At 72.3% G+C, this 21,865-nt stretch carries 17 protein-coding genes; 8 read left to right on the top strand and 9 right to left on the bottom strand.

Annotated features, from left to right (window positions below):
• Window positions 1-48: 48 nt before the first annotated feature.
• The 5 genes from HZZ00_RS10140 to HZZ00_RS10120 all read left to right on the top strand — a co-directional run bounded on the left by HZZ00_RS10140 (window position 49) and on the right by HZZ00_RS10120 (window position 4,801).
• Complete coding sequence (locus HZZ00_RS10140; protein ID WP_180331883.1) at window positions 49-1,404, top strand: ferric reductase-like transmembrane domain-containing protein; 1,356 nt, start codon at window positions 49-51, stop codon at window positions 1,402-1,404.
• A gap of 10 nt (window positions 1,405-1,414) precedes the next feature.
• A complete protein-coding gene (locus tag HZZ00_RS10135) occupies window positions 1,415-1,870 on the top strand; it encodes an FMN-binding protein (RefSeq protein WP_180331882.1) in 456 nt (151 codons plus the stop codon).
• Between the two features lie 25 nt (window positions 1,871-1,895).
• On the top strand, window positions 1,896-2,636 hold the full coding sequence (locus HZZ00_RS10130; protein ID WP_180333448.1) for an FAD:protein FMN transferase: 741 nt from the start codon (window positions 1,896-1,898) through the stop codon (window positions 2,634-2,636).
• An 83-nt stretch (window positions 2,637-2,719) separates the two neighbouring features.
• Entirely contained in the window at window positions 2,720-2,905 is a 186-nt protein-coding gene (locus HZZ00_RS10125; protein WP_180331881.1) for a hypothetical protein, read from the top strand.
• Between the two features lie 81 nt (window positions 2,906-2,986).
• Window positions 2,987-4,801: an ABC transporter ATP-binding protein gene (locus HZZ00_RS10120; RefSeq protein WP_180331880.1), complete on the top strand. Its 1,815-nt coding sequence runs from the start codon at window positions 2,987-2,989 to the stop codon at window positions 4,799-4,801.
• A 4-nt stretch (window positions 4,802-4,805) separates the two neighbouring features.
• Here the strand turns inward: HZZ00_RS10120 and HZZ00_RS10115 are convergent, their stop codons facing one another.
• The 7 genes from HZZ00_RS10115 to argC all read right to left on the bottom strand — a co-directional run bounded on the left by HZZ00_RS10115 (window position 4,806) and on the right by argC (window position 11,088).
• A complete protein-coding gene (locus HZZ00_RS10115) occupies window positions 4,806-5,576 on the bottom strand; it encodes a zf-HC2 domain-containing protein (RefSeq protein ID WP_180331879.1) in 771 nt (256 codons plus the stop codon).
• On the bottom strand, window positions 5,566-6,153 hold the full coding sequence (locus HZZ00_RS10110; RefSeq protein WP_070030276.1) for an RNA polymerase sigma factor: 588 nt from the start codon (window positions 6,151-6,153) through the stop codon (window positions 5,566-5,568). The genes HZZ00_RS10115 and HZZ00_RS10110 overlap by 11 nt, the downstream gene beginning before the upstream one ends.
• A gap of 107 nt (window positions 6,154-6,260) precedes the next feature.
• Window positions 6,261-6,806, bottom strand: a complete 546-nt coding sequence (locus tag HZZ00_RS10105; protein ID WP_180331878.1) for an arginine repressor — start codon at window positions 6,804-6,806, stop codon at window positions 6,261-6,263.
• A 7-nt stretch (window positions 6,807-6,813) separates the two neighbouring features.
• Complete coding sequence (locus tag HZZ00_RS10100) at window positions 6,814-7,965, bottom strand: acetylornithine transaminase (RefSeq protein ID WP_257585932.1); 1,152 nt, start codon at window positions 7,963-7,965, stop codon at window positions 6,814-6,816.
• A gap of 41 nt (window positions 7,966-8,006) precedes the next feature.
• Window positions 8,007-8,915, bottom strand: coding sequence for an acetylglutamate kinase (argB, locus tag HZZ00_RS10095; RefSeq protein ID WP_180331876.1), 909 nt, complete (start codon window positions 8,913-8,915; stop codon window positions 8,007-8,009).
• Window positions 8,912-10,063 carry a bifunctional glutamate N-acetyltransferase/amino-acid acetyltransferase ArgJ gene (argJ, locus tag HZZ00_RS10090; RefSeq protein WP_180331875.1) on the bottom strand — a complete coding sequence of 384 codons (1,152 nt, stop codon included), beginning with the start codon at window positions 10,061-10,063 and terminating at the stop codon, window positions 8,912-8,914. Before argJ ends, argB begins: the two co-directional genes overlap by 4 nt.
• Window positions 10,060-11,088: an N-acetyl-gamma-glutamyl-phosphate reductase gene (argC, locus tag HZZ00_RS10085; RefSeq protein WP_180331874.1), complete on the bottom strand. Its 1,029-nt coding sequence runs from the start codon at window positions 11,086-11,088 to the stop codon at window positions 10,060-10,062. The genes argJ and argC overlap by 4 nt, the downstream gene beginning before the upstream one ends.
• A 982-nt stretch (window positions 11,089-12,070) precedes the next feature.
• Between argC and HZZ00_RS38275 the strand changes: the two genes are divergently transcribed.
• A complete protein-coding gene (locus HZZ00_RS38275; protein ID WP_257585729.1) occupies window positions 12,071-12,205 on the top strand; it encodes a hypothetical protein in 135 nt (44 codons plus the stop codon).
• Window positions 12,206-14,987: 2,782 nt separating this feature from the next.
• On the opposite strand, the gene HZZ00_RS10080 is transcribed toward HZZ00_RS38275, so the two are convergent.
• Both HZZ00_RS10080 and HZZ00_RS10075 read right to left on the bottom strand, forming a co-directional pair.
• Window positions 14,988-18,362 carry a hypothetical protein gene (locus tag HZZ00_RS10080; RefSeq protein ID WP_180331873.1) on the bottom strand — a complete coding sequence of 1,125 codons (3,375 nt, stop codon included), beginning with the start codon at window positions 18,360-18,362 and terminating at the stop codon, window positions 14,988-14,990.
• Window positions 18,363-18,370: 8 nt separating this feature from the next.
• Complete coding sequence (locus HZZ00_RS10075; RefSeq protein ID WP_180331872.1) at window positions 18,371-19,060, bottom strand: hypothetical protein; 690 nt, start codon at window positions 19,058-19,060, stop codon at window positions 18,371-18,373.
• Between the two features lie 299 nt (window positions 19,061-19,359).
• Here HZZ00_RS10075 and HZZ00_RS10070 point away from each other — a divergent pair, with 299 nt between their 5' ends.
• Window positions 19,360-21,099 (top strand): amidohydrolase, encoded by a 1,740-nt coding sequence (locus HZZ00_RS10070; RefSeq protein WP_180331871.1) that lies wholly within the window; start codon window positions 19,360-19,362, stop codon window positions 21,097-21,099.
• Window positions 21,100-21,130: 31 nt separating this feature from the next.
• The gene (locus HZZ00_RS10065; protein ID WP_180331870.1) at window positions 21,131-21,862 is read left to right on the top strand and encodes a LuxR family transcriptional regulator; all 732 of its coding nucleotides are present in this window, start codon (window positions 21,131-21,133) and stop codon (window positions 21,860-21,862) included.
• Window positions 21,863-21,865: the final 3 nt, after the last annotated feature.

The following is a 21,865-nucleotide window of genomic DNA, read 5'->3' as shown; positions in this document are numbered from 1 at the left end:
AGCTTGGGCACGCACAGTGGGCGGGCCGACGGACGAAGGGACGGCCTGATGACAGCAGTGGAGACGAGGCGGGCGGCACCGCCCCTGCGGGGGGCCGCGCGGCGCCGCTCCCCCGCGGGGCCGCTGCTCGCCCTGCTGTGGGCGGGGGCGGCGGCCGTGGTCGCGCTCTGGTGGACGGACACCGCCTCGGTGGTCGGAGCGGCCGGCTGGCTCACCGGCGCCGGGCGGATCGCCGGTCTGCTGTGCGGGTACGCCTGCGCGGTGCTCGTCGGCCTGATGGCGCGGGTGCCGCTGCTGGAGAACCGGGTGGGCTCGGACCGGGTGGCGCGCTGGCACGCGATGGCCGGCCGGTACACGGTGTCCCTGCTGGTGGCGCACATCGTGCTGATCCTCGCCGGGTACGCGGCGCAGGACCGGGCGTCGCTGTGGCACGAGACGGTCACCGTGGTGCTGGACTACCCGGACATGCTGAAGGCCGGCGCGGGCACCGTGATCCTGTTCGCGGTCGGTCTCACCTCCGTGCGGGCCGTGCGCCGCCGGGTCCGGCACGAGTTCTGGTACTACGTCCACCTGCTCACGTACGCCGCCGTGTTCCTGACCTTCTTCCACCAGGTGTCGCTGGGCGAGCAGTTCAACGGCCGGCCGGTGGCCGGCGCCGCCTGGTACGCGCTCTACCTCGGGGTCGCCGGGCTCGTGGTGTGGTTCCGGGTCCTCACCCCGGTGCGGCTGAACCGGAGGCACCGGCTGCGGGTGGAGTCGGTGCAGCCGGAGGCGCCCGGCGTGTACTCGGTCGTGATGCGCGGCCGGCACCTCGACCGGCTGGGCGCGCGGCCGGGCCAGTTCTTCCGCTGGCGGTTCCTCGCCGCGGGCATGGCCTGGACCTCCACGCCGTACTCCCTGTCGGCGCCGCCGCGCCCCGACCTGCTGCGCATCACGGTGAAGGCGCTCGGCGACCACAGCACGGCCGTCTCGCTGCTCAGGCCCGGCACCCGGGTGTGGGCGGAGGGCCCCTACGGCGCGCTCACCGCCGACCGGACCACGGCCCGGCGCTCCCTGCTGATCGCGGCCGGGGTCGGCGTCACTCCGCTGCGGGCCCTGTTCGAGACGCTGCCCGGCGAGGTCACCCTGCTGTACCGGGCGCGCTCGGCGGAGGATCTCGCGCTGGGCGGCGAGCTGGAGGCGATCGCCCGGTGGCGCGGTGCCAGGGTGCTGTACGCGCTGAACGGTCCGCACGGTGAGCGGCCCGCCATCACGGCGGAGTCGCTGCGGGCGGCCGTCCCCGGGCTGCGCGGCCACGACGTCTACATCTGCGGGCCGCACGGGTTCGCGCGGGACGTCTACGAGGCCCTGCGCGCGGCCGGTCTGCGGGACCGCCGCATCCACCACGAGTCCTTCGAACTGTGAGGCGGACGCCATGCACGCGTTGAGGAAGAACCGGCCGCTGCGCCGCATCGTCCTGGCGAGCGCCGCCACGGTCTCCGGCGTGGTGCTGCTGCTGTCCCTGAAGCCGCACGCCGGTTCCGGTCTCGTCGTGGGCGCGTCGACCGCGGCCCCGCGGGCCGGCGCGAGCGCGCCCGCCGCCCCCGAGGGCGTCTCGAAGACCGTCACCGGCAGCACCGTGCAGACCCGCTGGGGCCCGGTCCAGGTGCGGGCCACCATCGAGGACGGCAGGCTCACCGACGTGACGGCCGTCCAGTACCCCACGGACAACCCGCGCGACCAGGAGATCAACAGCTATGCGCTTCCCCAGCTGCGGCGCGAGGCGCTGGCGGCGCAGAGCGCGCGGATCGACATGGTCTCGGGGGCCACGTACACGAGCACCGGCTACCGGCAGTCCCTCCAGTCCGCGCTGGACCAGGCCCATGGGTGACGGGGTGCGGCACGCGGAGGAGGTCATGGGGACCGTCTTCTCCTTCGACGTGCGCGGGGGTGAGCCGAGCGCGGTGCGGGCGGCGCTCGGCGCGGCGGTGGACGGGCTCCACCGGGCGGACGCGGTGTTCAGCACGTACCGCGCGGACAGCGAGGTGTCCCGGCTGGCGCGGGGCGAGCTGACCGTGGCGGAGTGTGCGCCCGAGGTGGCCGAGGTGCTGGCACTGGCGGCGGAGGCGGAGCGGGTGAGCGAGGGGTGGTTCGGCACCCGCCACCGGGGCGTGCCGGATCCCACCGGGATCGTCAAGGGCTGGGCGGCCGAACGGGCCGCGCGGCTGCTGGCCCGGGTGCCGGGGGTGCGCGGGGTCGCCGTCAACGGCGGCGGGGACGTCCAGCTGCTGGGCGAGCCGGAGGCGGGGCGGCCCTGGCGGGTGGGTGTGGCGGATCCGCTGCGGGCCGGGTGGCTCGCCGCGGTGGTGTCGTCGGCGGGGGCGGCCGAGCTGTCCGTCGCCACGTCGGGCACGGCCGAGCGGGGCGCGCACATCGTGGACCCGCGCACGGGCCGGCCCGCGGACACCGACCTGGTGTCGGCGACCGTGGTGGCACCCCGGCTGACCTGGGCGGACTGCTGGGCCACGGCCGCGTTCGCGCGGGGCTCGCGCGCGGGCCTCGCCTGGCTGGAGTCGCTGCCCGGGGTGGAGGCGCTGCTGTTCACGGCGCGGGACGAGGTGCTCCGCACCGGGGGCCTGGACCGGTATCTGGGTTGAAAGGGAAATTTCTTCCCGAAGAAGCCATCCCTCTCGCGTCCTGCGACGTATCCCGTGTGAAGCGAATTCTCCGGGAGGAACCCATGGCAATCTTCAGCAGCCTCCTGCCGCTGCGTGACCACGGCGGTCACGGCGGCGGGCACGGCGACCACGGCGGTCACGGCCGGGACCACGGGCGCGACCACGACCGCGACCGCGACCGCGACCGCGACGACTTCGACCGGCACGACCACGGCGACCGGCACGACGACCGCTTCGGACGCTACTGACCGACCACCTCCACACAGGCCGGGCGGACCGGGGGACGAAGACCCCGGCCCGCCCGTCCGCACTCCGAGGAAACGCATCCCATGGCGCATGTGCTGCGGCGTCTGCTGTCGGTGGGCGAGACCTCCGAAGCGGTCGTGGCGGCCGCGCCCGCGATCCCCCCGCGCGAGGTGTTCCGGCGGTTCTGGCCCTACACCCGGGGCGGTCGCCGCTGGCTCCTGCCCCTCCTGCTGTTCAGCATGGTCGGTCCGGCCGTCGACGCCGGGGAGCTGTGGCTGTTCAAGACCGTCGTGGACGAGGTGCTGGTCCCCCGCGACCTGGGACCCTTCCTGTGGATCGCCCCGGCCTACCTGGGGCTGATCGTGTGCTCGGGCGTCCTCGGATTCGCCGACCGGATGACCTCCGCCTGGGTCGGCGAACGCTTTCTGCTGTCCTTGCGGTGCGCGGTCTTCCGCCATCTCCAGGGGCTCTCCCTCGGCTTCTTCGAGCGCCGCCGGCTCGGCGACGTGCTGTCCCGCGTCACCGACGACGTCGACGCGGTCGAGACGTTCCTGCTGTCGGGCGTGGCGGACGCCCTGTACTACGTGCTCCAACTGGCCGTCTTCCTCGGCCTGTTGTTCTACCTGAGCTGGGACCTCACGCTGCTCGCGCTGGTCATCGTGCCGCTCTTCTGGTCCGCCGCGCGGCACTTCGCGCGGCTGAGCAAGGAGGCGTCCCGGGAGACCAGGCGGCGCGGCGGTTCGCTCAGCGCGATCGCCGAGGAGGTGCTCGGCAACGTGGCGCTGGTGCAGGCGTACAACCGGCAGGGCTGGGAGGCGCGCCGCTTCGAGCGGGAAGGCTCGGGCCGGCTGCGGGCGGTGCTCGCCTCGACCCGTATCCGGGCGGTCTACGCCCCGATCGTCGAGGTCATCGAGGTGGCCGGGGTACTCGCGGTCCTCGGCCTCGGTACCTGGCAGCTGGCCCAGGGGCGGCTCACCCTGGGCGGGCTGCTGGTCTTCCTCGCCCTGATCGGCAAGATGTACGGCCCGGTGCGCGGGATGTCCGGGCTCGCCACCACCTTCTACACGGCCGCCGCCTCCGCCGAGCGGATCATCGAGCTGCTGGACCAGCGCCCCCAGGTCACCGAGCGGGCGGACGCCCGCCCGACCGGCCGGGCACACGGCTCGGTGGAGTTCGACGGCGTCTGGTTCCGCTACCCCGGCACCACCCCCTGGGCCCTCGCGGACGTCTCCTTCCGGGTGGCGCCCGGCGAGACGCTGGCGCTGGTCGGGGCGAGCGGCGCCGGCAAGTCCACCGTGGCCCGGCTCCAGCTGCGCTTCTACGACCCCGAGCGGGGCGCGGTCCGGCTCGACGGCACCGATCTGCGCGAGCTGCGCCTGGCCGACGTGCGCGAGAGCGTCGCGGTGGTGCTCCAGGAGACCCTGGTCTTCCACGGCACCGTGCGGGAGAACATCGCCTACGGCCGCCCCGGCGCTTCCGAGGCCGAGATCGTGGCGGCGGCGCGCGCGGCGGACGCGCACGAGTTCGTCGAGCGGCTCCCGGACGGGTACGACACGCTCGTCGGCCAGCGCGGGCGCACCCTGTCCGGCGGCCAGTGCCAGCGGCTGGCCATCGCCCGCGCGATGATCAGGGATGCACCCGTGCTGCTGCTGGACGAGCCGACCACCGGGCTCGACGCGGCCTCGGGCCGGCGGATCATGGAACCGCTGCGCCGGCTGATGGCCGGACGGACCACCGTCGTCATCTCGCACAACCTGCTCACCGTCCGGGACGCCACCCGGATCGTGGTGCTCGACGGGGGCCGGGTCGTCGAGGACGGCGCGCACGCCGAGCTGCTGGACCACGACGGCACGTACGCCCGGCTGCACCGGCTGAACACCGGCCGGATGGCGTCCTGACGGCTCATGTCTCCCGGGACAGCACGTGCGCTGTCTGCAGCTTGGCGTGGGCGAGGACGGTGCCGTCCGCCGCGGTCAGCCGGGCGCCGGAGACGGAGTCCGCGTCGACGGGCGCCGTGGCTCCCCAGTATCCGTGCCCGTCGCGCACGGTGAAGTCGCCGACGTGCACGGTGGTGCCGTTCGAGCGCTCCAGCACACAGGAGACCCGGCCGGTGTACGCGCCGCCGTGGCCGTCGAGTTCGACGGTCATGAAGACCCAGCCGGGGTTGCCGGGGCTGGCGTACACCTCGCCGACCGGCCGGCCGCGGGCCGCGGCGGAGGTCATGTCGCCGACCAGCATGGGCTCGGACTGCATGGTGCGCGGGGGTGTGGCGGTGACCTGCTCGACCGCGGTGCCGATGCCCCAGCCGGCGAACCCGGCGACCACCGCGAGGGCGGCCGCGGCCGCCCCGAGCCGCACCCGGGTCCGGCGCGCCCGCTCGCGCAGCGCAGCGAACGCGACCCCCGCGCCCCGCCCGGAGGCGTGCCGCTGCGCCGTCGCCTGCCGCGCCAGGCTGCGCGCCACCCGGGTCTCGAAGCCGAGGGGCGGCTCCTGGCAGGGCAGCAGGCCGATCAGCCGGTCGCCGACCAGGGTCAGCTGGCGGACGAAGTCCCGGCAGTCCGCGCACCCGTCCAGATGGGCGAGGGCCTCGGCGCGCTCCCGGCCGGGCAGCACGCCCAGCGCCAGCTCGGCCCCGAGCTCGCGCAGCTTCTCGCAGTTCGCGTCACTGGACATGGTCGCCCCGCTCCGGAGCCGACAGTGTGGTGCGCAGTTTGCCCATCGCCGCCCTGATCCGGGTCTTGGCGGTGCCGAGCGGGATCTGTTCCGCGTCGGCGACCTGCTGGGCCGTCATCCCGTAGACACCCGCCATCATCAGGGCCCGCGCCTGTTCCCGGGGCAGCCGGCCCACGGCGGCCCGCAGCCGGGCGGAGGCCTCGTCGGCCAGCACCCATCGTTCGGGGGTCTCGGTGACCGTGCCGAGAAGGGCGTCGAGGTCCTCGGGTGCCACCGGCTCCGTGCGCCGGGCGCGTACGGCGTCGATGGCGAGGTTGTGCGCGATGGTGGTCAGCCAGGTGGTGACCGAACCACGGCGCGAATCGTAGATCTGCGCGTGCCGCCACGCGCGTTCGAACGTCTGCTGGGCGACGTCCTCGGCGAGCTGCTGGTCCCCGGTGACCGCCATGGCCACGCCGAAGACCCGGTGCTGGAAACGCCGCACGAAGACGATCGCCAGCTCCTGGTCTCCGGTGGCCAGCCCGGACAGCAGAGCCTCGTCCGGGAGGCGCCCCAGGGGGAACCGCAAACCCGACACACCCTTGTATACGGCCGACGGCCGCCGGGGGATTGCCCGCCCCCGGTCCGCCGTCGCGGAGGATCACATGCCCATTCTCCGCCGGGGGGCAGCGCCGCGCATGCCGGTCAGTGCCCGTTCTGGGCGAGCTTGAGCAGGTGGTCCGCCAGGGCCTGGCCGCCGGTGGGGTCCCGGCTGATCAGCAGCAGGGTGTCGTCGCCCGCGATGGTGCCGAGGATGTCGTGCAGTTCCGCCTGGTCGATGGCCGAGGCGAGGAACTGGGCGGCCCCGGGCGGGGTGCGCAGCACGACCAGGTTGGCCGAGGCCTCGGCGGAGATCAGCAGCTCCTGGGACAGGCGCCGCATCCGCTCCTCCTTGGCGGACTCGCCGAGCGGGGCGCGCGGGGTGCGGAAGCCGCCCTCGCTGGGCACCGCGTAGATCAGGTCGCCCTCGTTGTTGCGGATCTTGACGGCGTTCAGCTCGTCGAGGTCCCGGCTCAGCGTCGCCTGGGTGACGCTGAGCCCGTCGTCGGCGAGCAGCTTGGCCAGCTGGCTCTGCGAACGCACCGGCTCCCGGTTGAGGATGTCCACGATCCGGCGGTGGCGTGCGGTGCGCGTCTGCGGCACGGCGGGCCCGGCACCTGTCTGCTGCTCGTGCTCCTGCGCCTGGCTCATCGTCGTCTCATTCTCCGGATCGTCCGTCCCCGCCTGCGTCGAGGATGCCGGGCAGCGCCTGGAGCAAGGCACCCGCCTCGTCGTCGCGCAGGTTCAGCGGGGGCATGAGCCGCACGACGTCGGGGGCGGGGGCGTTCACCAGGAACCCGGCCTCCTGGGCCGCCTGCTGCACCTGTGGCGCGCGCGGCCCGGTGAGCACGATACCCAGGAGCAGGCCCGCGCCCCGGACATGGTCGACCAGCGGGTGGTCCAGGGCCTCGATCCCGGTGCGCAGCCGCTCGCTCTGCCGCTTGACGTTCTCCAGCAGTTCCTCGCCCTCGATGGTGTCGAGGACGGCGAGTCCGGCGGCGCAGGCGACCGGGTTGCCGCCGAAGGTGGTGCCGTGCTGGCCGGGCCGCAGCAGTTCGGCGGCGCGGCCGAACGCGACGGTGGCGCCGAGCGGCAGGCCGCCGCCGAGCTGCTTGGCGAGGGTGACCACGTCCGGCAGCACGCCCTCGTGGGCCTGGTAGGCGAACCAGGTGCCGGTGCGGCCGATGCCGGTCTGCACCTCGTCCAGGACCAGCAGGGCGCCGGTGGCGGCGGTGATGGCGCGGGCCGCCTTGAGGTAGCCGGTCGGCGGTACGACGACGCCGTTCTCGCCCTGGATGGGCTCGATGATCACCAGGGCCGTCTCCTCGGTGACGGCGGCGGCCAGCGCCTGGGCGTCGCCGTAGGGGACGTGGGTGACGTCGCCGGGCAGCGGGCGGAACGGGTCCTGCTTGGCGGGCTGCCCGGTGAGCGCGAGGGCGCCCATCGTACGGCCGTGGAAGCCGCCCTCGGTGGCGACGACGTGCGTCCGCCCGGTGAGCCGGCCGATCTTGAAGGCGGCCTCGTTGGCCTCGGCGCCGGAGTTGCAGAAGAAGACCCGGCCGTCGCGGCCGAAGAGCTGGAGCAGCCGCTCGGCGAGGGCGACGGTCGGCTCGGCCAGGAAGAGGTTGGAGACGTGGCCGAGGGAGCCGATCTGCCGGGTGACCGCCTCGACGATCGCCGGGTGGGCGTGGCCGAGGGCGTTGGTGGCGATGCCGCCGACGAAGTCGGTGTACGCGCGGCCCTCGGCGTCCCACACGGTGGCGCCCGCGCCGCGCACGAGGGGCAGGCGCGGGGTGCCGTAGTTGTTCATGAGCGCGCTCTGCCAGCGCTGGGTCAGTTCCTGGTTGCCCGTCACGGCGTGTCCTTTTCGGGCTCGTCGGGCACGACCATGGTGCCGATGCCCTCGTCGGTGAAGATCTCCAGCAGGATGGAGTGCTGGACCCGGCCGTCGATGACGCGGGCGGTGTGCACGCCGTTGCGGACGGCGTACAGGCAGCCCTGCATCTTGGGCACCATGCCGGAGCTCAACTCCGGGAGCAGCTTCTCCAGTTGGCTTGCGGTGAGGCGGCTGATCACCTCGTCGGAGTGCGGCCAGTCCTCGTAGAGGCCCTCGACGTCGGTGAGGACCATGAGGGTTTCGGCGTCCAGTGCCGCAGCGAGTGCCGCAGCCGCCGTATCAGCATTGACGTTGTAGACATGACCGTCGTCCTGACTGCGGGCGATGGAGGAGACGACCGGGATACGGCCGTCGGCGAGCAGGGCCTCGATGGCGCCGGTGTCGATCGCGGTGATCTCGCCGACGCGGCCGATGTCGACGAACTCACCGTCGATCTCCGGGAGATGCTTGACGGCGGTGATGGTGTGGGCGTCCTCGCCGGTGAGGCCGACGGCGAGCGGGCCGTGCTGGTTGAGCAGGCCGACCAGCTCGCGCTGCACCTGTCCGGCGAGCACCATCCGTACGACGTCCATGGCCTCCTCGGTGGTGACCCGCAGGCCGGCCTTGAACTCGCTGACGATGCCGTGCCGGTCGAGGGCGGCGCTGATCTGGGGGCCGCCGCCGTGCACCACGACCGGCTTGAGTCCGGCGTGCCGCAGGAAGACGACGTCCTGGGCGAAGGCGGCCTTCAGCTCCTCGTCCACCATGGCGTTGCCGCCGAACTTGATGACGACGACCTTGCCGTGGTGCCGGGTCAGCCAGGGCAGCGCCTCGATGAGGATCTTGGCCTTGGGCAGTGCCGTGTGCTTGCGCGTCGCGGTCATGAGGAGTAGGCGCTGTTCTCGTGGACGTAGTCGGCGGTCAGGTCGTTGGTCCAGATCGTCGCGGTCTCGGCGCCGGCCGCGAGATCGGCGACGATGTGCACCTCGCGGTAGCGCATGTCGACCAGGTCGCGGTCCTCGCCGACCGAGCCGTTCTTGCACACCCAGACGCCGTTGATGGCGACGCCCAGCCGGTCCGGCTCGAAGACGGCGCCGGTGGTGCCGATCGCGGACAGGACGCGGCCCCAGTTGGGGTCCTCGCCGTGGATGGCGCACTTGAGGAGGTTGTTGCGGGCGATGGAGCGGCCCACCTCGACGGCGTCCGCCTCGCTCGCCGCGCCCACCACCTCGACCTTGATGTCCTTGCTGGCGCCCTCGGCGTCGCCGATGAGCTGGCGGCCGAGGTCGGCGCAGACCTCCCGCACGGCGTCCGCGAAGGCGTCGTAGTCGGGGGTGGCGCCCGAGGCGCCGGAGGACAGCAGCAGCACGGTGTCGTTGGTGGACATGCAGCCGTCGGAGTCGACGCGGTCGAAGGTGACCCGGGTGGCGGCGCGCAGGGCCTTGTCCAGGGTGGCCTCGTCCACGTCGGCGTCGGTGGTGATCACGACCAGCATGGTGGCGAGGCCGGGGGCGAGCATGCCCGCGCCCTTGGCCATCCCGCCGACCGTCCAGTCTCCCCTGGAGACGACCGACGTCTTGTGCACGGTGTCGGTGGTCTTGATGGCGATGGCGGCCTTCTCGCCGCCGTGCTCGGACAGCTGGGCGGCGGCGGTCTCGATGCCCGGGAGCACCTTGTCCATGGGCAGCAGGGTGCCGATCAGGCCGGTGGAGCAGACGGCGACCTCGATGGCGCCGCGGCCCAGCACCTCGCCAGCCTTCTCGGCGGTGGCGTGGGTGTCCTGGAAGCCCTTGGGGCCGGTACAGGCGTTGGCGCCACCGGAGTTGAGGACCACGGCGGAGACCTGGCCGCTCTTCATGACCTGCTCGGACCACAGCACCGGCGCGGCCTTGACGCGGTTGGCGGTGAAGACGGCCGCGGCGGCACGGCGGGGCCCGTCGTTGACCACGAGGGCCAGGTCGGGGTTGCCGTTCTGCTTGATCCCGGCGGCGATGCCCGCCGCCCGGAATCCCTTGGCTGCCGTGACGCTCACGGTGCGACTCCGATCGTGGAAAGCCCGGTGGTCTCGTCGAGACCCAGGGCGAGGTTCATGCTCTGGACGGCACCGCCCGCGGTGCCCTTGGTCAGGTTGTCGATGGCGCTGATCGCGATGATGCGGCCCGCGGCCTCGTCGTGGGCGACCTGCACCTGAACGGCGTTGGAACCGTGCACGGCGCCCGTCGCGGGCCACTGGCCCGGGGGCAGCAGCTGCACGAAGGGCTCGTCGGCGTAGGCCTTCTCGTAGGCGGCGCGCACCGACTCCGCGGTCACCCCGGGCGCGGCCTTGGCGCTGCACGTGGCGAGGATGCCGCGGGGCATCGGGGCGAGGGTCGGGGTGAAGGAGACGGTGATCCGCTCCCCCGCGACCGCGCTGAGGTTCTGGATCATCTCGGGGGTGTGCCGGTGGCCGCCGCCGACACCGTACGGCGACATGGAGCCCATGACCTCGCTGCCCAGCAGATGCGGCTTGGGCGCCTTGCCCGCGCCGGAGGTGCCGGAGGCGGCGACGATCACGGCCTCGGGCTCGGCGAGCCGCGCCGCGTAGGCGGGGTAGAGGGCGAGGGTCGCCGCGGTGGGGTAGCAGCCGGGCACGGCGATGCGCTTGGAGCCCGTGAGCGCGGCGCGGGCGCCGGGCAGCTCGGGGAGGCCGTAGGGCCAGGTGCCGGCGTGCGGGGAGCCGTAGAACTTCTCCCAGTCACCCGCGTCCCGCAGCCGGAAGTCGGCGCCCATGTCGATGACGAGCACATCCGGGCCGAGCTGCTCGGCGACGGCGGCGGACTGCCCGTGCGGCAGCGCGAGGAACACCACGTCGTGCCCGGCGAGCGCGTCGGCCGTGGTCTCGCCCAGCACCCGGTCGGCCAGCGGCCACAGGTGGGGCTGGAGCCCTCCGAGCCGCTGTCCCGCGTTGGAGTTCCCGGTCAGCGCCCCGACCTCGACCTCGGGGTGCGCGAGCAGCAGCCGCAGAACCTCGCCACCCGCGTACCCGCTCGCCCCGGCAACCGCCGCACGTACCGCCATGTCCGTCCTCCTCTGGATGGCATGACTATACGCAGCAATGCACGTTTATGCAATGGTCATGCGGCGGACCCGCCGCCAGGCTCACCTTGGTCACGTAGCGCTGTGCAGCCAGAGCAGCTGTGCAGCCGAAGAACCTTGCGCGAGGAAGTCGTACGCGGTGACGCGGGACGAAGTCGTACGGAACTTGGGACGATCGGCAGTACATCCCAGGCCACCGATGCATGGAGCCGGGCTCATGGTCCACCCCGGGCCACCACGGCTCCACTCCCGGCCGCCCACGGAGGCCGGCAGCTTTAAGGTGCGCGTTGTGTCCGCGGCGTCGGCACGGCGCCGACCGACAGTGCCTCAAGATGGGCTGCGGCCGAGTGGGACCAGAGCCCACACATCACTGAGCTGGCGACCGGAGGGCCAGATGCTAGTGGTCAGCGGCCTGAACGAGATCACTGCGACGTTCTGGGCGGCGAACAGGGCCGAGCCGAGACGCGCGAGCGGATCTTCCCGGCTCGTAATGCGGACCGTACCGGCCCCGGCCACGCGCACCCCGAGCGCCACAACCGGCCCAAGGGCGATCTAGCTTGCAGCGTCCACCGGGGTGAGCAGCTCGTTCGCCAGCAGATCGAGATGACCACCGGCGACCGCAGTTCAACACCGAGCGCCGTACGGGCTGGATCGACAGCAACCCATGACCAACACCGTGGCCGATTGGAGCGCCCGGCCCGCCCGGCCCTCCTCGCTCGGAATCTAACCAAGATCACTGGCTCGGCGCCGAGACCGTAACCGGAACCACGCCGAGACTTGCCCGGAGCGCGAGCCAGCTATTACCCACGCCTCGGCGCCGCCGGACAGCTCTCGCCATTAGCCGCGTCGCATGGGTGCCGCATTCAGGGAGCCGCTTTTCCGTAGGCGTGATTCTGCTACTGTCGAGACACCCCTCCAAGAATTCCGGTGGATTTCAGCTGGTCTACCGGGAGGAGGTGATTCGGTGTCCGGCAGGAACCCCGACGAGGGAACCAAGCCGGACCGGACCAAGCGGCAGTCAGCCATCCAGATATGCATCCTGATCGCGCGTGCCAGCCAGGCCGCGTACTGGGTGTACAAGCTCTGGCAGCTGAACTAGCAGCAACGATGGGCCCGGCCGATGCCACGGCCGAGCCCATCCCAGGTCCGGAACCGGGGGCCCCACGATCTCGTGCAACAGAGGCGTGGGGCCCGACTCATTTGCGGACCGAGTGATCTGTCCGGCTTCCCGGAACTGGCGATCAGCTGCCAGCATACATCCCTTTTCCTATTTGCGAAACCCAATGAATTCCGGATCCCGATCCCGAATCGGGAAACTGTCGAATCTCGGGTCCTTCCAATTCTCGCGAATTTTGGCATTTGATCCTCTCGATTCACCCCTGCCGTATGACTTCTTTTCATCCTGTGTGGTGTTTCGAGGGCACGGCCATCGGCTTCGGGGGCGTCCCCGTTCGTTTCGGAGACGCGGCCGTCGACTTCGGGGGCGTCCCCGTTCGCTTCGGGAGCACGCTGCCGGGCTTCGAGGCCAGCCAGTCTCGCGGACGCAGGTCTACGACACAGGTCTCGTCTTCATCGCGGCAAGATCGGCGTTCAGCGACACGAGGCCTGTGTTCAACGGCTGCTGTCGCGACACGACGGCGACGTCCGTGTCTGACGGCGGCGCGGACGGATTCGCGTGTCCGCTCGGATACTGCGGGTGCCCGAACGGTTGTCCGCTCTCCGCTGTGACGCGGGCCCGCCGTCACGGCGGGCCGAGGACGGACCGCAACGCGGACCGGGACGGTCCCCGGCGGACCGGAGTGGGGACCATGGGGAACGGACCGGGGACGTTGATCCGGGACGGACCGGGGACGGACCGGGGACGGACCGGGCTGGGGACCGGGGACGGCGGACCGAGATGATCCCCGACGGACCGGGACGGACCGGAGTAGGGAAACCGGGCTGGGGAACAGGGGACTGTCGCCGCTCGGTCGCCCAGTTCCTGAGCGCGTTCACGCTCGGTGAGCGTGAACGCCGTGAACCAATGAGCGGGAACGGATGAACTGGGACCGTGAACCGAGCTCAACGCACCGGTTCACGCCCGCCCAAGAACCGGTAGTCCCAGTCACCGTACGGGCGGCATCGCCACCCGTACTACGGCACGCGGACAGTGCACGTACGGGTGCATTGCCGAGGCGTACGTACGGCGCCTGTACGGCGCCGTACGGCCCCGGCGAAGGGCCGGACGAACTGCGGAGAACCCAGTTCCCGCCTGGGCGGGAAGCACTTCGCAGTTCCCGCGCCACTGCATCCCGTACGGCTGTACGTGCGCCGTACGGTACGGCCGTACCGGTCGTACGCCGCGGTGCACGTACAGGCGCCTTACGAGCACCCGTACCGTACGGACTACGCTTCCCGATTACCGGTTTTTGGGTGAGCGTGAACCGGTGCGGTGAGCTCGGTTCACGCTCACCGCACCGGTTCACGCTCACTGATTCACGGCGTTCACGCTCACCGAGCGTGGTCCCGCTCGGTGAGTCGGGTGGGGATGGTCCCCGCTCCGTCCCCGGCGTGGTCCCCCAATTCGTCCCCGGTCCCCAGCCCGGTTTCCCTACTCCGGTCCGTCCCGGTCCGTCGGGGATCATCTCGGTCCGCCGTCCCCGGTCCCCAGCCCGGTCCGTCCCCGGTCCGTCCCGGACCAACGTCCCCGGTCCGTTCCCCATGGTCCCCACTCCGGTCCGCCGGGGACCGTCCCGGTCCGCGTTGCGGTCCGTCCTCGGCCCGCCGTGACGGCGGGCCCGCGTCACAGCGGAGAGCGGACAACCGTTCGGGCACCCGCAGTATCCGAGCGGACACCGCCCGCGCGGATGTCCGCGGACAAGACGTCGCCGTCAGAACGGTCATCGCCGTAGTGTCGCGACAGCAGCCGTTGAACACAGGCCTCGCGTCGCTGAACGCCGATCTTGCCGCGATGAAGACGAGACCTGTGTCGTAGACCTGCGTCCGCGAGACTGGCTGGCCTCGAAGCCCGGCAGCGTGCTCCCGAAGCGAACGGGGACGCCCCCGAAGTCGACGGCCGCGTCTCCGAAACGAACGGGGACGCCCCCGAAGTCGACGGCCGTGCCCTCGAAACACCGCACAGGAACGCGCGGTTGCGCGGGCCGACACGGCGAGACACGAACGCGCAGAGTTGGGCGTCGGAATTCCCAACGAGATCGATGCCAGGTGCGGCTGACCTGTAACGCGGTGGAGTGTCCCACTGGGCAGGCACAGCCCAAGGCCCCGTGGCGAGGGCATTCGGAGGGACTCTGCTCGGTGCTCTCCTGACGCCTGGGGCCGTGAGCAGATGCCGGAGAGTGTCGGCTGCCCACCCGGCAGGAGCTCAGCGCGGGAGGAGCCTTCCCTGGCGATCCGTGCCAGCCGCTCGTCGCCCAACGGAGGGCGCTCCGGCAAGGCTCCGCCAGAGTCACGGGCAGGGCAAAGCAGCCGGAGCCCTGGTGAGGAGGGGTGCACGGTTGCACATCGGGATGCCCCGCACGACGCCCAGCAGCCGCTTCGGACGCGCCGGAGGTGATGTGGCGTTCGTCACATGGACGAGAACGTCGTCGCGTCAGCCGCCGGGCCGGCGGCCACCGCGCGGGAGGCCGACACGGCTCTGCGACTCCGCGTACGGCCCTAAGCGGAATCTGTGGCTACCTGTTCTCCTGGGCGCCGCACCCGCGTGCGGGCCTGCCTTGGCTCCCGGCCCGGAGCTGAGAGGGTATGTGACCTAGGTCGTTTTCTTCGGATCACCTGTCCGAAGAAAACGACCTAGGAATCTCGGTCACACAGGCCGCCGCTTCCCCGTTCCCGACGGGGCCACCGGCGCCTGCCGGTCCTTGCCGCGGACGCGGCGCGGACCGCTACAGCGGTATGCCCTTGCTCCGTTCCAGCAGGCGGTTCACCTTGGGCTCGAACTCGTCGGCGATGCGCATGAACTCGTGGTTGTCCTTGCAGAACCGCCGGCCGGCCTCGACGACCGCGAGGATCCGGCGGAGGGTGTCGTCGACCTGCCCCACGGACAGCGACACCTCGCAGGCCTCCACCCACTCGGTCCCCCGGCGCGCGACCACCGAGAAGGAGTGCGGAGAGGCACCGCCGTGGCGCCGCGTGACCTCCTCCAGCACGCCTATGGCCTCGAACGCGCGGTCCCGCAGGCTGCCGTCGGCGGGGCTCTCCGTGGACCGGCGCAGCCGGATCGCGCTCCACGCGGTGAGGACGAAGTGGTCGGTCGCTCCCCCCTCGCACCCCTGGGCGGTCTCCAGGTGGTTCTCGGCGATGCCGAGGTCACCGCGCTCCAGCTCGTACTCGCCGCGTTGCAGCCAGTAGTGGAAGTTGTCCTGGAGCAGCTCGTGCACGGTGCTGTAGATGTCCCGGACCTGGGTGGGCCTGAGCCGGAGCGACACCATGAGGGAGTGGTTGAGCAGCCGGATCAGGATCCGGCGGTAGGGGTCGTCGTTGTCGCGGATGTCGGCCGCGTACTGCGCGTAGAACCGCAGCAGGTACTCGATGACGCCGGCCAGCTGGTCCGGGTTCTTCTTGAGGACCGTGTCGACCACGGTGTCCGCGATGGTGCGCTGCCGGCTCCGTACGGTCCCGTCCGGGGCCAGGGTGAGGAAGCGCCTGTCCACGAGCCGGTTGATCGCCCGGTTCAGCGACGGCTTGGGGGCACCGCGCCCGGAGACTATCTGGAGCAGGTCCTCCTGTTCGATGCCGCGCTTCTTGAAGACGATGGCGGATTCGAAGACGCACACCGTCGCGTAGACCGAGACCTGCTCGGGATCGAGTTCGTGGTACTCGCTGGCGACCTTGTCCTCGAAGCGCTTGCCCGTGACCACCTGGATCATGGCCACGAGAAGGCTGCGGTCGCACAGCTCCCGCAGTTTGTCGATCTTCTCGGGCCGCAGTTTCTGCCGCTTGAGTATGCCCGGCAGTCCGTGCTCGTGCAGCACGTCGACGATCTGCCCCAGGTCCTCGTCCTTCAGCGGCTCGTCCGCCGAGACCCGCCGCGACTGGAAGGTGACGTCCAGCTCGTCGGAACGGGTGGTGCGGATCGCCGCGACCACCAGCGCCCGGCCACCGTTGCTCAGCTCCCTGAGCAGGGAGGCACCCAGGCTGCCGAAGATGTCGACGTCGTCCACGAAGATCGCGTCCGCCGACATGCTGAGGGCCTGAGCCTTCAGGTTCGGCAGCGGATCGGTCGCCTCGCGGTCGATCCACGCGACGGAACGGCCCGCCTGATGGAGTTCGTACGCGTACTGCATCAGGGCCGTGGTCTTGCCGGAGCCGGCCCGGCCCTCCACCAGGACGACCCTGCGCCGGCCGTCCTCCGCGGGCCGCGCGCTGGCACGGATGCGGTCGGTGATCGACAGCTTCACGGCGAAGCCGTCCTTGATGTCACCCCACGTCGGGTCCTGCCCCTTCAGGAACTCCACGCTGCCCGCCGGCGCGCTGTCGACGAGCGACGAGACCAGCTTGATCCCGGAGCCCCGCCGGGCGCCGACCCGGATGTCGGCCAGCCGCCTCTTGCCCTGCTGGAGTATCTCCAGTCCCGGTCGCAGCTGCCGTACCGCGAACACGTGCGGGGAGACCTGGATGTGGGTCAGACCGGCCTGGCGTATCCGGGCACGGTCCGCGGCGGTCCCCGGTCCCGTGATGAGGAAGCGGGGGAAGTGCTCCGCCTCGGTCTGCGGCTGGGCCAGGGCGAGCGCGTTCCAGAGCGACCGGCTGCTTGGGGAGGCCGCCATGAAGACCGTGGGATGGGTCAGCAGCTCCGCTTTCAGCCTGCGGAACCACAGGGCGCGCGGCGAGAGGTCGTCGTCGGCGGGAACGGTGAAGTCGAGGGCTTCCGGGCCGGTGGGGTTGCCGTGCATGGCCACCGCCTCGATCGTGGCGTTGCCGGCCGCGGGCTTGCGCGCCAGGGCGTCGACGAAGGTGTTGGTCTCGGCGATCCGCGGGTCGATGTCGGGGAGCGACGAGAAGACGTCGGTGGCCGTGAAGTCGTAGACGCGCCACCAGGGTGCTCCCAGGATGCGGCGGGCGGCCGTCGTGGACTCCGCGTCGGCACCGCGCAGTTCGGCGACGAACTCGCCGACCACCCGGGAGCCCAGTTCGGCGAGCGCGGTGTTCCAGATCTCGGCGGTGGTGGGTGCCGGGTCGGGTACCACGCCGCTGTAGACCGCCTCCGTCAGCTGCCGGGTGAGCCTGTCGGTGTCGACCGGGTCGTTCTCGCCGTGCACGCCCGAGACGGCCACCAGGACCATGCGGCCGGTGCCGATCTGCTGGTAGAACTCCTCCATAACGGCCCGCTCGTCGTAGGCCACCGGTGCGGCCCGGCCGGCCGTCTGGGCGGGGAGCGCCGCGCGCCGGGGGCTCGGCAGGGGTACCGGCTGCTCGGCGGGGGGTGCCGCGAGGTCACGGACCTTCGGGGCGCCGGGGCCCGTGGTCTGCACGCGCAGGAGCCGGTGCTGGCGCGTCGTGCCGCGGGAGGTGACCAGCCACCGCGCGGCCGAGCCGGACGGGGCGGAGTCCCCCTCGGGAGCGAGCAGCACGGTCTTCGGCAGCACCGGGGCGAGGGACGGCGGGACGGCGGCGGAGTGTCCCGCGACCACGAGGGTGAGGTCGTTGGCACCGGCCCACTGGAGGTAGTCGCCGCCGACCGCGCTGTCCCACTGCCCCGGGGAGCAGGTGGCCAGTTCGGCGGTGGCGTCGGGCACCGCCGTGCGGAAGACGGTGTTCACGGCGACGACGCCGAGCGTCCCCGCGTCCGTGCCCAGCCGCACGGACCCCTCCCCCGGCAGGACGCCCTGGTGCCACCCGGGGAAGTTGGCGTGCGCGCCGGACCACGTGCCGAACTCCGCGAACGGGATGTCGCGGACGGCCTCCACGATGTCCTGCTCGTCCCCCCGCCACAGCCCCCGCTCGGTGTCGCCCCAGTAGCGGGTCAGCGCCTTGGCGAGCATGCCGTGGCCGGGTCCGAGCCGCCCGACGTCGTGCCGTCCCGGCACGATCGTCACCGGGGGCAGCGCGTTGTCGGCCTCCAGGCACTCCAGCAGCACCGTCTCGAGGAAGTCACCGGTTTCGTCGGGCGTGACCCGTCGCGGCTCTCCGGCGCCGCAGCCCAGTACGAGGATGCCGTCGATCCGCTCGCCCTCGGCGTGCACCGACCGCACGGTCTCCAGCGCGGATTCGCGCTGGACGAGCGGCGTGAAGCACAACAGATGAAAGACCGCGCCCATGCCGGTGGTCACTCCCCTTCCAACGCGATGGCCCGGACGGCTGCCCTGGGTATCGCCAACTCGGTCTCCTTGCCCGTCCCGCCGCCGCACTGCTTCGCAGCGACCGTGATGCTCACGAAGGGCTTGTCGAGGGAGGTCTTGTCGATCTGCCCGGTCACGCGCCCGTCCTGGACGGCGCACACCATGCGGACGCTCTCGGCGTACGCCGGCGCGACGGCGATCGAGCCGGCGGCCTTCTCCTCCTTGGCACCCCCGATGGCCGCGAGCCCGACCGTGAGCACACTGACCGCCAGGGCTCCCATGACCACCCAGTTCGCCTGCTTCTGCCGCTTGTCGACCTGTGCTGCTTCGTCGTCGGCCCTCTTCAGCACGGCGTTGAGCAGGTCCAGGCGATCGCGCGCGTGGCTCGGGCCGGCCAGTGCTCCGACCGGCTGCGCCACCGCCCGCAGATAGAGGACGGCGGCCAGCAGCCACAGGGCCACCGCGGCGACACCGGTCGCCTGGGTGGTCAGCGGCCGGTCGGCGAGCTGGGTGAAGGTCAACGCCGCCACGATGCCGCCCGCGAACAGCGTCACGGTGGACTGGGCCGCCTGTGCCCTGGCCCGTGCCCCGCTGCCCGACCGGACGCGCTCGGCGTAGTACGCCTCGCTGGCCGGCCCCAACACGGCGTCCAGCACCCGTTCGCGCTCATCGGCCATGGTGTTCCCGGAAGACGATTGCGTTGTCATCAAGCCCCCGTTGCGCTCGTCGGATGAGCATCCTAAAGGCTGAAGTACGGCTTGTTGAGCCGTGTGCTGACATCCAGTCAGACCGGTCCCGCGGGCGGGAAGCGGCGGGCGAGCGGCACACGGTACGCCCCCGAGGCACCGCGGTCTCTCTCCCCCCCGGCCGCCGGTATCGGTGAGATGACCGATGTGCGGCGGGCCGGCGCGTCGGCATAGTCCTCGGGAGATCGTTTCGGGCGGCCGTGGGGCGCCCGTGTACGGAAGGACCTTCTGTGGACAGGTATGCGGATCTGGTGTTCGTCGGTGGCCGGGTGGTCACGGTCGACGCGGAGTTCTCCGTGGCCGAGGCGCTGGCGGTGAGCGACGGGCTGATCAGCGCCGTCGGCGACCGGGAGGAGGTCGCCGCGCTGATCGGGCCCCGCACCCGCGTCGTGGAGCTGGGCGGGGCGACGCTGCTGCCCGGGATCAACGACTCGCACCTGCACGGCTGCGCCTTCGGCATGGCGACGCCCCCGGTCTCCCTGGACGTCGGGCACCCGGCGGTGTCCTCGCTCGCGGACGTGGCCGCGGCGGTGCGGGAGGCCGTGGGGCGGACCCCGGACGGGCAGTGGATCACGGGGCACGGGTGGGACACCGGGTATCTGGCGGAGTGCCTGGCCGATCCGGCGCGGCTGCCCTCGCGGCGGGACATCGACGCCGTGAGCCAGGACCACCCGGTCGTCCTGTACTCCTTCTCCGGGCACGCCACCTGGGTCAACTCCCGGGCGCTGGAGCTGATCGGGATCGACCGGCACACCGTCGCGCCGCCCGGCGGGGCCGTCGTGACGGACGCGGCCGGGGAACCCACCGGGCTGCTGCACGAGGGCGCCCAGGACCTGGTGCAGCGGGCGCTGCCGCCGCTGAGCCGGCAGGAGCGCGCGCAGGCGGTCCGGTCGGCCCTCGCCGCCCTCGCCCGGCTCGGCGTCACCAGCTACACCGAGCCCGGGCTCGGACCCAGCGGCGAGGGCATCATGCGGGGCGCCCTCGGCACGCAGACCCTGGAGGTCTACCGGCAGCTGCTGGCCGACGGCGAACTGACCGCCCGCGTCGGTGTGCTGCTGCTGCCCACCGGGATGGCGAGCACCGCCGAGGAGTTCGCCCGCGCCGTCGACGGACTCGGCGGCCCCGGCGGACTCGGCGGCCCCGGCAAAATCGCCGAGCCGGGCGGCGCCGATCCACGCCGCCTCGCCGTCCTCGGGGTGAAGATCTTCGCCGACGGCATCGTCCCCAACAAGACGGCCTGGATGCACGAGCCGTACACCGGCGGCGGCTGCGGCTCCCTGTGCGTGGGCGGCGCGGACGACGCCGAGCGGGCCGCCGGGATCGACGCCATGATCCGGCACGCGCACGCCGCCGGGCACCAGATCGGCGTCCACGTCACCGGTGACCGCGCCATCGACACCGTCGCGGACGCCTTCGCCGCCGCCCTCGCCGCCCATCCGCGCCCCGACGCCCGCCACTACGTCATCCACGGCGACTTCCTCACCCCGCACAGCATGAAGGTGCTGGCCGCGCACGGCCTCGGCGTCAACATGAACCCCACCATCAAGTGGACCGTCGCCGACATGGAGGAGGAGTTCGTCGGCGCCGACCGGGCCGCCTACGCGTGGCCGTACCGCGACGCCCTCGACGCCGGGGTGCGGGTCGCGAGCGGCTCCGACGCCCCGGTCACCCACCCGGACTGGCGCCAGGGCGTCTCCACCATGATGCTGCGCGAGTCCAAGGCCGCCGGCCGGGTCAGCGGCCCCGGGCAGCGCATCACCCTGGCCGAGGCGCTGCGCACCTACACGATCGACGCGGCCTGGCAGGACTTCGCCGACGGCTGGAAGGGCTCCCTGGAGCCGGGCAAGGTCGCCGACCTCTGCGTGCTCGACGGGGACCTGCTCGCCGCCGACCCCCACGACATCCCCGGCATGCCCGTCGTGCTCACCGTGCTGGACGGGCGGATCGTGCACGACGCCCGGCGCGTTTGACCCGTTCCGGCCACGTGATCATGCTGAGGGGATGGCGGCACGACGGAGCACGGCGGACATCCTGGACGCGGCCGTCCGGGTCCGCGCGGCCGCCCGCGGCGCCTCGGACGGCGCGCGCGGCGCGGACGCGGTCCTGGCGGCGCTGTCCGAGGTCGTGGAGTACGACCACGCCTCGCTGGCCCGCTGGGACCCGGTGCGCCGGCGCCACACCACCCTCGCCGGCACCTATCCGGCCGACGCCACCGCGTACATCGAGACCCGGCTCCACAACGACCCGGTGTTCCAGGTGCTGCGCGGGCCGGGCGGCGGCGGTCTCTGGCTCCCGGACGTCCCCCGGGACCTCCTCGACGCGTCCCCGGGCTTCCGGGACGTGCTGCGTCCCCTCGGCATCCGCGACGGTGTCGCCCAGTGCCTGTTCGCCGCCGACGGCCGCTACGTCGGCATGCTCAACGTCAGCACCCGGAGGCCGCGCGGGGCGCCCGATCCGGCGCGGGCCGCGGTCACCCTGCTCACCGAGTCGCTGGCGGCGGCCGTCGACCCGGGCCCGGGGGCCGGGCCGCCCGGCGGTCTCTCGCCCCGGGAACTCCAGGTGCTGGCGGAGCTCACGGCCGGGCGCACCAACCGGGAGATAGCCGAACGGCTGTACGTCACGCCCCGCACGGTGGGCACGCACATCGAGCACATCCTGGCCAAGCTCGGCCTGCCCAACCGGGCGGCCGCCGCGGCCCGGGCAGCGGCCTGGGGCATCGAGCCGCCCCGCTGACCC

Source organism: Streptomyces sp. NEAU-sy36, from assembly GCF_013423905.1.
GTDB classification, from domain to species: domain Bacteria; phylum Actinomycetota; class Actinomycetes; order Streptomycetales; family Streptomycetaceae; genus Streptomyces; species Streptomyces misionensis.
Note: the sequence above shows the minus strand (reverse complement) of the source record. Positions and strands in the feature narration are given on the sequence as shown.